Below are 13,635 nucleotides of genomic sequence, written 5' to 3'. Positions count from 1 at the left end.
AGCTAATCGTCCTGTCGAGTTCAAGCATGACCCAGCCTGCTCTTCCCATCGGCCCGCTCGTTGATCCCGATCCGGCCCTGCGCCCCGAGCGTATCACCTTGACAGGGCGCTTCGTCACGCTCGTTCCGCTCGAGGCCGACCATGCCGATGCGCTGTTCGATGCCGCTTGCGGCCCGGGCCGCGACGATCTCTGGACCTATATGTTCGACGGGCCGTTCTCGGACCGCGCCGTTTTTGCGGCCAACATCGCTCAAAAAGCCGCGTCGACCGATCCGCTCTTCTTCGCCATCGTGGACAATGGCTCCCGCAAGGTGGTCGGCCATGCGGCGCTGATGCGAATCGACGTGGTTCATCGCGTGATCGAGGTCGGCAACATCATGTTCGGCGCGCCGCTTCAGCGGACGCCCGGCGCGACCGAGAGCATGGCGCTGCTGGCCCGCCACGTGTTCGAGACGCTCGGCTATCGACGCTATGAGTGGAAGTGCAACGCCATGAATGAGCCCTCGCGCCTGGCCGCCCACCGTCTCGGCTTCACGTTCGAAGGCGTTTTCCGGCAGCACATGATCGTCAAGGGCCGCAACCGCGACACGGCTTGGTTCTCGATCCTCGACACAGAATGGCCCCCTTGCGGCAGGGCTTTCGAGGGCTGGCTCGCTTCCGAAAATTTCGACGCCGATGGACGCCAGCGTCGGTCACTTGCGGCGCTGCGGCCGCCGACCGCCTGACCTTGCGGCTCGGCCGCGATCATGCTCAGGATCGGCGAAGGCGGCCAAGACCGCCCGCAAGGGATGGAGAGAGGGCCATGGCAGACCAAGCAGCCGGCGAGACGGCGGTTCTGATGGCAGCGCATCACGGGTTTGGCGTGGGGCTCGTCACGCCGAGAGGCTGTTGCGCCGCGTCACGTCGACTGCGTTCGATATCCCCTGCCGACGGCTTTTTGCTCTGACTTCCTCATAAAAGGATCGATCATGCGTATTCTCATCATCGGGGCGGCCGGCATGGTCGGCCGGAAGCTTACGGCTCGGCTCGTTCGAGATGGGACGCTCGGATCCCACCCCATCGACGCGCTGGATCTCGTCGACGTTGTCGAACCGGCGCGCGTCGACGCGCCCTTCATGATCGAGACGGGCACCATCGACGTCGCCGATCCGGCGGCAGCGCCCCGGCTGATCGCCAAACGCCCAGACGTGATCTTCCAGCTTGCCGCCATCGTATCGGGTGAGGCCGAAAAGGACTTCGACAAAGGCTACGCGATCAACATGGATGGCCTGCGCTTCTTGCTCGATGCGATCCGCACCGAAGGCGTATCGTCCGTTGCAGACAGCCCCCGCCCCTACCGGCCCCGCATCGTCTTCACCTCATCGATCGCGGTCTTCGGCGCGCCCTTCCCCGCCACAATCGACGATGAGTTCCTGTGCGCGCCGATGACCAGCTACGGAACGCAGAAAGCCATCTGCGAACTGCTCCTCGCCGATTACACCCGCAAGGGCTTCGTCGATGGCATCGGCATCCGGCTTCCCACCATCTCGGTTCGGCCCGGCAAACCCAATGCGGCCGCATCCGGATTCTTCTCGAACATCATCCGAGAGCCGCTCGCCGGGCAGGAAGCGGTCCTCCCTGTCGGCGAGGATGTGCGTCATTGGCATGCCTCGCCACGCTCGGCCGTCGGTTTTCTCCTGCATGCCGCGACGATCGATGGCGGACGCGTCGGCCAACGCCGCACCTTGTCGATGCCCGGCGTGTCGGTCACGGTCGGCGAACAGATCGAGGCGATGCGGCGCGTGGCCGGCGAGAGCGCCGTCGCCCTGATCCGCCGCCAGCCCGATCCCTTCATCGAAGCGATCGTGGCCAATTGGCCGCAAAGTTTCGAGCCGAGCCGCGCCGAGGCGCTTGGCTTCACGGCTGAGCGCGACTTCGACAGCATTATCCGGGTTCATCTCGAGGACGAATTGGGCCAATGATACAGTCTATCATTGGCGCGGACTATCGTTCGGTCGCGCCGCAACCTCGCCGGAACACATGACCGCACCGTCCGTCAAACCCACCGATTCGCTTACCAGCCTCGTTCAGCCGATCGAGGCTGGCGCTCACGTGACGGCAGCCGCCTTCCTGGGGAGAACGCCGGCGCTGGCGCTGGGCGACGGAACCGTGGTGCTGGCGCCCATCGGCGAGGAGCGTCGCATATCGGCTCACCCCGATGGCGCGATCCTGGCGGCAGCGGTCCAGGGATCCCGAATGATCACGGGCGGTGACGACGGACGGCTTGTCGCGACGAGCGCGGATGGATCGACGCAGGACATTGCGCAGGAAGCGGGGAAATGGATCGACGCCCTAGCGGTGCGGGAGGATGGCACGGTGGCGTGGGCGGCCGGGCGGCAAGTTCGATCGCGCAGCCCGAAGGGCGAGGTGAAATCATGGTTGGCACCCACTTCGGCAAGGGGCCTGGCATTTGCGCCCAAAGGCTATCGCCTCGCCGTGTCGCATTATAATGGCGCCACGCTCTGGTACCCGAACACCGCGAGCATACCGGAGGTGTTCGAGTGGAAGGGTTCGCATCTTGATGTGACGGTGTCGCCGGATAACCGCTTCCTTGTCACCTCGATGCAGGAAAATTCTTTGCACGGTTGGCGGCTCGCCGACGGCCAGCACATGCGAATGCAGGGCTATCCGTCAAAATCGCGGTCGCTCGCCTGGTCGCATGATGGCGATTGGTTAGCGACGTCCGGCGCGGACGCCTGTGTGGTTTGGCCGTTCGATTCGAAAACGGGGCCGATGGGAAAGGCACCGCGCGAATGTGGCGTTCGGTCGTCGCGGGTGTCGCAGGTCGCGTTTCATCCGAAGACGCTGGTCTTGGCGATGGGCTACGAGGACGGTTTCGTCCTCCTATGCCGGTTGACGGATGCGTCCGAAATTCTCATTCGTAAGACCGACCCAGGCACGGCCGACCCGGTGAGTGCGCTGGCTTGGGACCGCGATGGGAAACAGTTGCTGTTCGGCACCCGCAAGGGCGCCGCAGGGTTGCTCACGCTACCGGGCTGAAGCCAGCAAGATAGGGCGGTCACGACGGACCGCCCGACCAAAAGCCGCTTAGAAGCCCTTGTTGTAACGGTTATGCGCCGCCGGAATGTGATGGCGATGCATCATGCGATAATGGTGCCGCATCATCCGACGATGATGCATCATGCGCTTGTGATGATGCATCATCATGCCCTTATGGGACATCCGCTTCTTCATGGCCGGCTTCTTCATGGTCATGTCGGCATCGGGCTTGGTCATCGGGGCGGGAGCGGCCGCCGCAGGAGCCATCGGGGCTGGCGCCGGTGCGGGAGCCGGTGCCACAGGTGCGGGAGCCACCGGGGCCGGAGCGGGGGTTGGGGTCGTCGGCACGGCCGGCGCTGGTGCGTTCGGCGATCCGCCCTGCACGGTGGGGGTATCCTGCTGAGCCAAAGCTCCGCAGCTGCCGATCATCAGAAGAGCACATCCAACAATTAGACTACGCATCGTTAAAGTCCTTTGATCCGGTCGGCGCCTGAGAGCCCAAGTGGCTCGCGACCCTTGTTTCGATTGGTCTCAGCGGCAGCAAAGCTACAATGCTGGCCGACACATTCGGTTCGCTTACAGCCTGCTGAAAGACGATGCGTGGCGATCACCGTTAATGGTCGGTTGCAAGCGCCTTCGGCGCTTGGATCGGCATGAATTGGGTCGACAGCGCGTGATACACCCCCTCCTTGCAGACGAGCTTGGAAGCCGCCTGCGCCACAAGCGAGGCGAGCATGATCGGAATCACCAGCGCGTGGTTCTCGGTCATCTCCGACACGATCACGAAGGAGGTCAGTGGCGCCTGCACGACGCCGGTCAAATAGGCCGTCATGCAGAGGACGGCGAGCACGCTGAGCGGGACCTGCGGCAAGAGCGGCGCGAGATCCTGAGCCAGACCGGCGCCGACCGCCAACGAGGGCGAAAAGATACCACCCGGAATGCCGCTCACCGACGACAAGGCCGTGGCGAACAGCTTCAATGGCCCGAATAAAGGCGTCAGCGTCGCATTGCCACGCAAGATGGTCTGCGCCTGTTCGTAGCCCGTGCCAAAGATCGAACCCGCACCGGCCAGCCCGCACAACGCCAACCCAAGCCCGCATAAAGCCGCAAACAGGATCGGCTTGGTCTTGATCCATCGTCCGGCCGGATGCACGAAACCGGTCGCGACGACGATCAGAATACGGCTGAACAAGCCGCCCGCGAGTCCGCAGATCACGCCGGCGACCAGCACCGCGATCCATTGCGGCCCGATCGGCAAGCTTGCCGATGTCGAGCCGAAATACGTGTAGTCGCCGACGACCGCCAGCGAGGTCAGTCCGGCAGCGATCACCGTGCCGAGCACGAGACCGCTGGCTCGAACCTCGAAGGAGCGGCTCATCTCCTCGATCCCGAAGATGATGCCGGCGAGCGGCGCGTTGAAAGCCGCCGCGATCCCGGCCGCGGATCCAGCCAGCAGCAGGCCCGGTTGTCGATGCGGCTCGAGGCGACCGAAAAAGAACATGGTGGACGCACCGACCTGGACGGTCGGCCCTTCGCGCCCGGCCGAGGCGCCGCAGACCAAGCCGAGAAGCAGAAGCACGATCTTGCCGCCAGCGATCCGGAGCGACACCAGTTTTGAGCGGAGTTGCATATCCTGCATGTGATGGGCGGCGATCACCTGCGGGATGCCGCTTCCCTGCGCGCCTGGGAAAAAGGCGCTGGTGAGCCACGCGGCGAGCGCGAAGCCGCCCGGCCCGAGCACGAACGGCGCCCACGGCCACATCGTCACCATGCCGTGGAAAAGACCCTGCGCCGCATCGGCCATTTTGGCCATCGCGACAGCCAAACCGCCGACCGCAAGTCCGCCGACGACGAAAAGGGCACGACGACGCCACATCGGCCACCAGACATGACGAACATGTCGGCCGGCACGGCGATGATAAGCAACAGGATCGGTCATGGTCGGCGGCATCGTCTCAGCAGGAAGGTCAACGGATGCCTGCTTTGACCCATCGGACGCGCCGTGGCTACAGGATTGATCATGCGATCGACCGCGAAACGGCGATCGGTCGAGCCGTGCCGCTTCCCGGTGCCGCTCAGTCCTGGTTCAAACCGATGCCCGGATCGTCTCTCTCGGTCAGGGTGCCATCGTCGTCGATTACTTGTTTGGCCACGCCGACCGGAAAGCCAGCACGTGCGAGGCTCGCGATATCGCGTTCTCGATGGGCTGCCCGATCACGGATCCGAAACGGGCCGAGCCGACGCCGGCGCGCCCAGATGCCCGCCTGTGACAGCGGATCGAGGCTGTCGAGAACCTCGCTCAGCCCGGCCTCATCGGCATCGACGCCGGCCTGCGCCAAATCGGCCTTGATGCGCCAGGCCGGTCGACCTTTGGCCGCGAGGCTGTTGGCTCTGCCGCGCGCAAAAGCGGCATCGTCCAGCAGACCGATCCGGGTCAATCGCTCGACCACCGGATCGATCATGGCCCGCAACGCCTCGGCATCGGGCCGTCCGCCATCGTCACCCTGAAGGCGACGCGTGATCTTGCGGGCCAGAACCTCGCGCAGACGATCGGCCGACGCCGAATGCCGCGCAAGGTAGTAGGTCGCCATCCTGACCAGTGTTTCCGGCTTCAAAACTGGCTTAACGGCGGGGTCGTCCCGGCTCATGGCCGTCCCGTCAATCGCGAGGGGGGCGTGCCTTGCGGGGCCGCTCGCCGCCCGGATCGATCGTCCTGTTCGGCGCCGCGTGAGCGCGATGTCCGTCGCGGCTCGGCGGCTTGCCGCTTGGCGCGCCATCCGGCCCGAGAAGCTCGATCCGGATCTCCTCGCCCTCGTTGTTCTTGGTGGCGGCGATCAACCGGTCGGCCGCGCCTTCGGCGACTTCGAACTTGGTTTCCTTGTCGAAAATGCGAATGGCTCCGATATCGGCCTTGGTGATCTTGCCGCGGCGGCAGATCATCGGCAGAAGCCAGCGCGGATCAGCCTCGTTGCGGCGACCGATATCCATCCGGAACCAGATGCTCTTGCCATTGCGCGGACCCGACGACGGCGAAGAGGGCGCCCCGTCATTCTGGCGAACGGGACGATCGGTCTTGAAGCGGGGGCTCGGCTCCGGCCGCGGGGCGCGTTCGGTTTTGTCGCGCGGGGCGCGCACGTCCCGCATGGGACCCGGATCGTAGACATCCTCGGGAGACGGCAGGCGCGATCGATATAAGCGCACCAGAGCGGAAGCGATCTGCTCGGGCGAGCGTTCGGACAGCAGGCTCTTGGCGAGCACGAGATCCTCCTCGGTGCCCTCCTCCAGCATCATGGGGTCGCTCACCAGTCGCTCCGCGTCGAGTTTGCGGATCGATTCCGCCGATGGCGGCCCGTCCCACTCGAAACGGATGCGCGCAGCCGCCAACAGGCTCTCGGCACGACGACGGCGCGACATCGGCACGAGAAGGATGCTGGTCCCCTTGCGGCCGGCGCGGCCGGTGCGGCCACTGCGGTGCTGCAGCACCTCCGGATCGTTCGGCAGATCGGCATGGATCACGAGATTGAGGCTCGGCAAGTCGATGCCGCGCGCCGCCACGTCGGTCGCGACGCAAACGCGAGCGCGGCCATCGCGCAGCGACTGGAGCGCGCTGTTCCGCTCGTGTTGGGACAGTTCGCCCGAGAGCAGCACCGCGGCAAAGCCGCGTTCGGTCAAGGTGGCGCCGAGATGGCGGACCGCATCGCGCGTGTTGCAAAACACGATCGTGCTGGGCGAATCATAGAAGCGCAGCAAGTTGACGACCGCATGTTCGACATCGTGCGGCGCGACCCGGACGGCGCGGTAGTCGATATCGGCGTGGCCGCGCTCGCCGGTCGCGACCTCGAGCCGAAGAGCCTCACGCTGGTAGCGGCGCGCCATGGCGCTGATGGTCTTCGGCATGGTGGCCGAGAACATCAGGGTGCGCCGCTCGGGCGGTGTCGATTGCAGGATGAACTCGAGATCTTCGCGGAAGCCCATATCGAGCATTTCGTCGGCCTCGTCGAGCACTAGCGCCCGCAGGGTCGACACGTCGAGATTGCCGCGTTCAAGATGGTCGCGCAGACGGCCGGGCGTGCCGACCACAATGGTGGCGCCCGTGGCGAGACGGCGCGTTTCGCTGCGTGGGTCCATGCCGCCGACGCAGGCCACGATGCGGGCCTCGGTGTAGCGGTAGAGCCACTCCAGTTCGCGCTGAACCTGGAGCGCGAGTTCTCGGGTCGGTGCGACGACGAGCGCGAGAGGAGCGCCCGGTTGAGAAAACGTGTCCGCCTCTGCGTCCATCAGCGTGTCGACGAGCCCCAGCCCGTAGGCCACGGTCTTGCCGGAGCCCGTTTGGGCCGACACGAGCAGATCGCGCCCGGCCGTCTCGGGCGCGAGAACAGCCGATTGCACGGGTGTTGGCTCTTCATAGTTCTTCTCGGCGAGAGCACGAGAGATCGTCGATTTGGTGGGTGGAAACGGCACGGAAGATGAACGCCTTGAACTGCGGAAATAAAGGGATCGCCAGCGTCTTGTAGTTTATTCTGCTGGATGCGGCTACGTCGTAACGTCGATCATCGCCGAAGACGTATGCGATCTGTAAGACGACCAATGCAACGACGAGGTCTTGGACTGGTCGCGTCACAAGGTCCAACCCGCACAAGCACGAGAACGGCGCCTTTGTCATCAGCCCGTCAATAAAAGAGCGCGACATTTCCGATAGACACAGGACCACATCGCTAAATCATATGATGCTCGATCATCCACCGCTCACATCCGACCGACGCCTGCTCTCAGCACTCATCGCGGCCCTTCCAGGCCCCGTCATCGTCGTCACCGCGGACATGCGGATCATCGCGGCGAATGGGCCGGCGCTCGATATTTTGCCGGTGGTGCGGCCCGGCGACCTTCTCGCGCTCAGCTTGCGGGATCCTGACGTGCTCGACGGCGTCAATCGCGTCCATGCCTCCGGCCTGGCCGAGACGGTCGCGTGGCGCGACCGCGTTCCGGTCGAACGCTCCTATGAAGTTACGATCGCCCCGCTCGACGCTCCGGAGGAGGAGCGCCTGATCGTGCTGACGATCCGCGATCTGACCGAAACACATCGGGTCGAGCGGATGCGCGTCGACTTCGTGGCCAATGCCAGCCATGAATTGCGGACGCCGCTTGCCTCCCTTCTCGGCTTCGTCGAGACGCTGCAAGGCCCCGCACGGGACGACGCGAAGGCTAGGGAGCGATTTCTCGCCATCATGGGTGAGCAAGCGCGGCGTATGGCGCGACTGGTCGACGATCTCTTGTCGCTGTCGCGGATCGAGCAAAATCTTCATCTCAAGCCCAACAAGCCCGTCGATCTCGGGTCCGTCGTCAGGCACGTCGTCGACACGCTCGCGCCTCTGGCTCAGGAGAACGGCGCCCGCGTCGAGGTGGAGAGCAGCGAGCCGGTCATCGTCTCCGGCGATCGCGACGAACTCGTCCGGGTGGCCGAAAATCTGATCGAGAATGCCATCAAATACGGCGGCCTTCCGCGACCACGCGACGGCGCCGCGGCGGCGCCCGCATCCTGCCATGTCGAAATCAGCATCGTGATTCACCGCCGCGTCGGCGTGCTGACGGTGCGCGATCACGGCCCCGGTATCGCGCCGGAGCATCTGCCGCGACTGACCGAGCGCTTCTACCGCGTGGACGCGGGGCAGAGCCGCGCCAAGGGCGGCACGGGACTCGGATTGGCGATCGTGAAACATATCGTGGCACGCCATCGCGGACGCATGACGGTCGAAAGCGAAGTCGGCCAGGGCTGCGTCTTCACGGCTTCGATTCCGCTCTATCCACAGCCGACGCGGTGACGGTTTTGCCTCCGTGCCGAGCACCGGGCAAAGCGGCGCGTTATAAAATCGTCATCCAACTGTCGTAAAAATCCCGTGCGCTCGGGGTAATCGAGATCGCTCTGAAGCCGGTCGGCGAAAACGCTCGGGCAAACGAACGCACGGACGGGATCGACATGGCACTTACCACGCAGGCCCAGGCCGGCACCGCGTCGACGGCAGATGCGAGACCGAGCCGGACGAGGAACTTACAATGAGCGTGAACACGGTATTGGCGAGCGCGCCGCAAACGCAGACGCTGCCCGTTAAAGTGTCGATCAAGAACCTCAAGTTCTACTATGGCGACTCGCTCGCGCTGAAGGACGTGTCGCTTCCGCTCTACGCCAACACGGTCACGGCCTTCATCGGGCCATCGGGCTGCGGAAAATCGACCCTCCTGCGAATCTTGAACCGGATGTATGATCTGTACCCGCGCCAGCGCGCCGAGGGCGAGGTTATGCTCGACGGGAAGAACATCCTTCGTCCCGAGCAGGATCTGAACGAGCTCCGCGCGCGGGTCGGCATGGTTTTTCAAAAGCCGACGCCGTTCCCGATGTCGATCTACGACAACATCGCGTTTGGCATCAAATTGTTCGAGAAGCTGCCGAAAAGCGAGCTCGACGGACGTGTCGAAAAGGCGTTGCGCGGCGCCGCCTTGTGGAACGAGGTCAGCAACAAGCTGAACGCGAGCGGCCTGAGCCTCTCGGGCGGTCAGCAACAGCGCCTCTGTATCGCCCGAACGGTGGCGATCAGCCCGGAGGTGATCCTGCTCGATGAGCCCTGTTCGGCACTTGACCCGATCTCGACGGCACGCGTCGAGGAACTGATCGACGAGTTGAAGGCGAGCTACACGATCGTGATCGTGACGCACAGCATGCAGCAGGCTGCCCGCGTGTCCGACCGCACCGCCTTCATGTATCTCGGCGAATTGATCGAATTCGACGACACCAAGAAGATCTTCACCTCGCCGGCCCAGACGCGGACACAAGACTACATCACGGGTCGTTTCGGCTAAGGCTTTCGACAGACGGGCGATCGTCGCACGGCGCGGCACCGCGCAACGATCGAGTCGCTCGACCGCCTCCCACCCTCTTGCGGATGATCCGCTCCAGCCGCGAAGGACCTCAAATGCCCGAACATATCGTCAGCGCCTACGACAAGGAACTCGAGAGCCTCGGCCGCAAGATCGCCGAAATGGGCGGCATCGCCGAAAAGATGCTGTCCGACGCGATGGATGCGCTGACCAATAGCGACGTCGATCTCGCCCGTTCGGTCGTGGCGATGGACCCGCGTCTCGACATCCTGCAACGGCAGATCGAAGACAGCGCGATCCTGACGATCGCCAAGCGTCAGCCGATGGCGATGGATCTGCGCGAGATCGTGGCGGCCATTCGAGTGTCAGGCGATCTCGAACGGGTTGGCGACCTCGCCAAGAACATCGCGTCCCGCGCCATGAAGATCGCGTCCGAGCAGCGCCTGCCTCGCGCCGTTATCGGTTTGAAGCATATGAACGAATTGGCGGCGACGCAGCTGAAGGACGTTCTCGACGCTTACGCCCAGCGCGACGTCGAACAGGTTCAGGCGGTCTGGACTCGCGACGCCGAACTCGATGCCCTGGAAGATTCGGTCTTCCGCGATCTCCTCACGTTTATGATGGAAGATCCACGCAATATTTCGTTCTGTGCCCATCTCCTCTTCTGCTCCAAGAATATCGAGCGGGTCGGCGATCATACGACCAACATCGCCGAGACGGTCTATTATCTTGTCACCGGCGAAACCTTGCCGATGGATCGGCCCAAGGGCCGGATGTCGAGCCTAATCCCGACCGACGCCGCCGATGAGGTTGCCTGAGACTGGATCGGCTCGCCTCGTGTCGTCGATCATCCGGGCCATGTCGGAGACGACGGCGAGCCGTTCAGGATGTGCCGATCACGATCATGCCCCCCGGCTCATGGCGCGGACACGCCGCCTGACGCCCGGGCAAAGGAGCATTCGTCATGAATAGCATGCGGACCACGATCAAGAGCGGCTCCGTCGGGACGGCGCCGCACATCCTCGTGGTCGAAGACGAACAGGCGCTGGGGTTGCTGCTGTCCTACAATCTCGAGGCGGAAGGCTTCACGGTCGAACGTGTGGAGCGCGGTGACGAGGCCGAACTCCGCCTGAGCGAAATGCCGCCGGATCTCGTCATTCTCGATTGGATGCTGCCGGGCGTTTCGGGCCTCGAAATTTGCCGTCGCCTGCGTGCGCGTGAATCGACCCGGACGTTGCCGGTCATCATGCTGACGGCGCGCGGCGAAGAGGGCGAGCGCGTGCGTGGCCTGTCGGTCGGAGCCGACGATTACGTCGTGAAACCCTTCTCGGTGCCCGAATTGATGGCGCGGGTCCGGTCCCTGCTGCGTCGCTCGAAGCCGGAGCGTCTGGCCAATCGGCTCATGGCTGGCGACCTCGATCTCGATCGCGAGACCCGCAGGGTGCGCCGAGCCGGACGTGACGTTCATCTTGGCCCGACGGAATTTCGCTTGCTGGAATATCTGATGGAACGGCCGGGCCGCGTCTTCTCCCGCTCGCAATTGTTGGATGGGGTCTGGGGCATGTCGGTTGAGATCGACGAGCGCACGGTCGACGTGCATGTCGGGCGCCTGCGGAAATCACTCTCGCGCGGGCGGGAACGTGATCCTCTGCGCACCGTGCGCGGCGCGGGCTATTCCTTCGACGAAACCTTTGGCAAAGCCTGAGGCCCGTCCCTAAAGCAGCATCATCTCCTGCGCGCGGACAATGACGGCTTCCTGGCGGAAAATCGTCTCGAGATGTTGCCGATAGTCGGACCACCATGCTCGGTCGAGGTCATCGCACATGATCTCCATCACGACGATCTCGTCACGGCTGGTCGGCTGGCCGCCGCGTTTCCAATGCCCCTCGGCCGGCGAGCGCGTATAGGCGGTGACGCCGCCGAACCGCTCGGTGAGGGCAGCCGCCATCGTCTCGTAATGCGATTTCGGAAACAGGCGACTATCATTGTCGAAAACCGGAAGCAGGACCTGAATCAACACCATGACGGCCTCGTGCATTTGACGTCGTCGTCTCCCCGCATCGTGGCGCCAAGCTTGTCAGCGGCCTTGTCACATGCGTGCCATCCGAAAATCCGAAACTGCCATGAGACAGACCCTGGAGCCGCGAATGAACGACCAGCATACCCCCAATCCGATGTCGGACGTGCAACGGATCCAGAACGAGATCGCAGACAGCTTCGACGAGGAACTCGAACTCGAAATGGACGATCACCGCCTCGAACAGGCGCTGGATTCGCTCTCCGACCATCCCGAGCGCGAGTCGCTCGATCGGCGGGTCTATTTTAAGGAGTTGTTCCGCCTGCAGCGCGATCTCGTCCGTCTGCAGGATTGGGTCCAGCACCAGAAGCTGAAAGTCGTGGTGGTCTTCGAAGGTCGGGACAGCGCCGGCAAGGGCGGGGTCATCAAGCGCATCACCCAGCGGCTCAATCCGCGCGTGTGCCGCGTCGTGGCACTGCCGGCGCCGAGCGAGCGCGAGCGGACACAATGGTATTTTCAACGCTATGTGGCGCATCTGCCGGCCGCCGGTGAAATGGTGCTGCTCGATCGCAGCTGGTACAATCGCGCCGGGGTCGAGCGCGTCATGGGCTTCTGCACCGAAGCCGAGGTCGAAGAATTTTTCCGTTCGGTTCCAGAGTTCGAACGGATGCTGGTCCGGTCCGGCATCATCTTGATCAAATATTGGTTCTCGATCACCGACGAAGAGCAGGAATTCCGCTTCAACATGCGGATCCACGATCCGCTCAAGCAGTGGAAACTGAGCCCGATGGATGTCGAATCCCGCAGCCGCTGGGAGGATTACACCAAGGCCAAGGAAGCGATGCTGGCCAAGACCCATATTCCGGAAGCGCCCTGGTGGGTCGTCGAGGCGGTCGATAAGAAGAAGGCGCGGCTCAATTGCATCGCGCATCTGCTCAGCCAGATCCCTTACGAGGATGTGCCCCGCGCCCCGGTGGTTCTGCCCGAACGCATCCACCATGCCGATTACGTGCGTCACCCGGTTCCGGCCGAGATGCACGTGCCGTCCCGCTACTGAGGCAAGCCAAAGGCCGACGCTTCCGGGTGTCGGCCACTCACCAGACGACCGCGCCTCAGGCCAGGACTGGCGTGTAGCTCAGTGAAGGTCCCGATGTGATCGATCCGCCGCGATGTTGCGGGCGTGGATCCAGGTGTTCGGCTGGGTCGTATCGCCGTCGCCGAGCGCGCATTGGACCATGACGCTGTCGCTCCAATGGCCGAATTTGTAGCCGACAGACGGCAGGATGCCGACGCGCTTGAAGCCGCATGACTCATGCAGCCGGATCGAGGCCTCGTTGGCTCCATCGATATAGCCAATAATCTGCCGATAGCCTCCCGCCGCGCAGGCCTCGATCAAGGCCGGCAGCAACCGCCGGCCGATGCCGGCATGCAGATGTTCGTGATGCACGTAGATCGAGTGTTTCAACGTGTAGCGGTAAGCGGGGCGCTTGCGAAACGGCACCGCATAGGCATAGCCGGCCACGACGCCGTCCCGTTCGGCCACAAGATGCGGGAGCCGCTTTTTCCGCATCGTCTTGCGGCGGCGTTTCAAATCCTCGGCATTCGGCGGCTCGGGCTCATAATCGCCGAGTTCGCCGACGCCGCGCTGGATATGGTGCGCGTAGATGGCCAGCATCGCCGGCACGTCCGCATCCGACGACGGTCGGATC

14 protein-coding genes are annotated in these 13,635 nt (G+C 63.9%); 8 read left to right on the top strand and 6 right to left on the bottom strand.

Features of this window, described 5'->3' with window-relative positions:
• The first annotated feature begins 26 nt into the window (after positions 1-26).
• From LGH83_RS17600 to LGH83_RS17590, 3 genes are all read left to right on the top strand, one after another.
• Positions 27-725, top strand: coding sequence for a GNAT family N-acetyltransferase (locus tag LGH83_RS17600; protein ID WP_227399747.1), 699 nt, complete (start codon positions 27-29; stop codon positions 723-725).
• A 243-nt stretch (positions 726-968) separates the two neighbouring features.
• Positions 969-1,961: a D-erythronate dehydrogenase gene (denD, locus tag LGH83_RS17595; protein ID WP_227399746.1), complete on the top strand. Its 993-nt coding sequence runs from the start codon at positions 969-971 to the stop codon at positions 1,959-1,961.
• 58 nt (positions 1,962-2,019) lie between these two features.
• Positions 2,020-3,039: a WD40 repeat domain-containing protein gene (locus tag LGH83_RS17590; RefSeq protein ID WP_227399745.1), complete on the top strand. Its 1,020-nt coding sequence runs from the start codon at positions 2,020-2,022 to the stop codon at positions 3,037-3,039.
• Positions 3,040-3,087: 48 nt separating this feature from the next.
• Here the strand turns inward: LGH83_RS17590 and LGH83_RS17585 are convergent, their stop codons facing one another.
• The 4 genes from LGH83_RS17585 to LGH83_RS17570 form a co-directional block, all read right to left on the bottom strand.
• On the bottom strand, positions 3,088-3,468 hold the full coding sequence (locus LGH83_RS17585) for a hypothetical protein (protein WP_227399744.1): 381 nt from the start codon (positions 3,466-3,468) through the stop codon (positions 3,088-3,090).
• A 184-nt stretch (positions 3,469-3,652) separates the two neighbouring features.
• Positions 3,653-4,978, bottom strand: a complete 1,326-nt coding sequence (locus LGH83_RS17580) for a chloride channel protein (protein WP_227399743.1) — start codon at positions 4,976-4,978, stop codon at positions 3,653-3,655.
• A 136-nt stretch (positions 4,979-5,114) separates the two neighbouring features.
• On the bottom strand, positions 5,115-5,687 hold the full coding sequence (locus LGH83_RS17575) for a regulatory protein RecX (RefSeq protein ID WP_227399742.1): 573 nt from the start codon (positions 5,685-5,687) through the stop codon (positions 5,115-5,117).
• Between the two features lie 10 nt (positions 5,688-5,697).
• Positions 5,698-7,500: a DEAD/DEAH box helicase gene (locus LGH83_RS17570; protein ID WP_227399741.1), complete on the bottom strand. Its 1,803-nt coding sequence runs from the start codon at positions 7,498-7,500 to the stop codon at positions 5,698-5,700.
• A gap of 263 nt (positions 7,501-7,763) precedes the next feature.
• Between LGH83_RS17570 and LGH83_RS17565 the strand changes: the two genes are divergently transcribed.
• The 4 genes from LGH83_RS17565 (at position 7,764) to phoB (ending at position 11,614) form a co-directional block, all read left to right on the top strand.
• On the top strand, positions 7,764-8,858 hold the full coding sequence (locus tag LGH83_RS17565; protein WP_413771066.1) for an ATP-binding protein: 1,095 nt from the start codon (positions 7,764-7,766) through the stop codon (positions 8,856-8,858).
• Between the two features lie 232 nt (positions 8,859-9,090).
• On the top strand, positions 9,091-9,891 hold the full coding sequence (pstB, locus tag LGH83_RS17560; RefSeq protein WP_131114741.1) for a phosphate ABC transporter ATP-binding protein PstB: 801 nt from the start codon (positions 9,091-9,093) through the stop codon (positions 9,889-9,891).
• 113 nt (positions 9,892-10,004) lie between these two features.
• Positions 10,005-10,727, top strand: a complete 723-nt coding sequence (gene phoU, locus LGH83_RS17555; protein ID WP_131114740.1) for a phosphate signaling complex protein PhoU — start codon at positions 10,005-10,007, stop codon at positions 10,725-10,727.
• 146 nt (positions 10,728-10,873) lie between these two features.
• Positions 10,874-11,614 (top strand): phosphate regulon transcriptional regulator PhoB, encoded by a 741-nt coding sequence (phoB, locus tag LGH83_RS17550; RefSeq protein ID WP_131114739.1) that lies wholly within the window; start codon positions 10,874-10,876, stop codon positions 11,612-11,614.
• Between the two features lie 9 nt (positions 11,615-11,623).
• Here phoB and LGH83_RS17545 read toward each other — a convergent pair whose 3' ends face one another.
• Positions 11,624-11,932 (bottom strand): hypothetical protein, encoded by a 309-nt coding sequence (locus LGH83_RS17545; RefSeq protein ID WP_227399740.1) that lies wholly within the window; start codon positions 11,930-11,932, stop codon positions 11,624-11,626.
• Between the two features lie 124 nt (positions 11,933-12,056).
• Between LGH83_RS17545 and ppk2 the strand changes: the two genes are divergently transcribed.
• The gene (gene ppk2 / locus LGH83_RS17540) at positions 12,057-12,983 is read left to right on the top strand and encodes a polyphosphate kinase 2 (protein ID WP_227399739.1); all 927 of its coding nucleotides are present in this window, start codon (positions 12,057-12,059) and stop codon (positions 12,981-12,983) included.
• Positions 12,984-13,061: 78 nt separating this feature from the next.
• Here ppk2 and LGH83_RS17535 read toward each other — a convergent pair whose 3' ends face one another.
• On the bottom strand, positions 13,062-13,601 hold the full coding sequence (locus tag LGH83_RS17535; RefSeq protein WP_207388238.1) for a GNAT family N-acetyltransferase: 540 nt from the start codon (positions 13,599-13,601) through the stop codon (positions 13,062-13,064).
• Positions 13,602-13,635: the final 34 nt, after the last annotated feature.

The organism is Lichenihabitans sp. PAMC28606, assembly GCF_020616535.1.
GTDB lineage: Bacteria > Pseudomonadota > Alphaproteobacteria > Rhizobiales > Beijerinckiaceae > Lichenihabitans > Lichenihabitans psoromatis.
Note: the sequence above shows the minus strand (reverse complement) of the source record. Positions and strands in the feature narration are given on the sequence as shown.

Bases quoted from the DNA above. Each gene is read 5' to 3' on its own strand.
- LGH83_RS17600 (WP_227399747.1), top strand. From the start codon at position 27: ATGACCCAGCCTGCTCTTCCCATCGGCCCGCTCGTTGATCCCGATCCG.
- denD (WP_227399746.1), top strand. From the start codon at position 969: ATGCGTATTCTCATCATCGGGGCGGCCGGCATGGTCGGCCGGAAGCTT.
- LGH83_RS17590 (WP_227399745.1), top strand. From the start codon at position 2,020: ATGACCGCACCGTCCGTCAAACCCACCGATTCGCTTACCAGCCTCGTT.
- LGH83_RS17585 (WP_227399744.1), bottom strand. From the start codon at position 3,468: ATGATCGGCAGCTGCGGAGCTTTGGCTCAGCAGGATACCCCCACCGTG.
- LGH83_RS17580 (WP_227399743.1), bottom strand. From the start codon at position 4,978: ATGACCGATCCTGTTGCTTATCATCGCCGTGCCGGCCGACATGTTCGT.
- LGH83_RS17575 (WP_227399742.1), bottom strand. From the start codon at position 5,687: ATGAGCCGGGACGACCCCGCCGTTAAGCCAGTTTTGAAGCCGGAAACA.
- LGH83_RS17565 (WP_413771066.1), top strand. From the start codon at position 7,764: ATGATGCTCGATCATCCACCGCTCACATCCGACCGACGCCTGCTCTCA.
- pstB (WP_131114741.1), top strand. From the start codon at position 9,091: ATGAGCGTGAACACGGTATTGGCGAGCGCGCCGCAAACGCAGACGCTG.
- phoU (WP_131114740.1), top strand. From the start codon at position 10,005: ATGCCCGAACATATCGTCAGCGCCTACGACAAGGAACTCGAGAGCCTC.
- phoB (WP_131114739.1), top strand. From the start codon at position 10,874: ATGAATAGCATGCGGACCACGATCAAGAGCGGCTCCGTCGGGACGGCG.
- LGH83_RS17545 (WP_227399740.1), bottom strand. From the start codon at position 11,932: ATGGTGTTGATTCAGGTCCTGCTTCCGGTTTTCGACAATGATAGTCGC.
- ppk2 (WP_227399739.1), top strand. From the start codon at position 12,057: ATGAACGACCAGCATACCCCCAATCCGATGTCGGACGTGCAACGGATC.
- LGH83_RS17535 (WP_207388238.1), bottom strand. From the start codon at position 13,601: ATGCTGGCCATCTACGCGCACCATATCCAGCGCGGCGTCGGCGAACTC.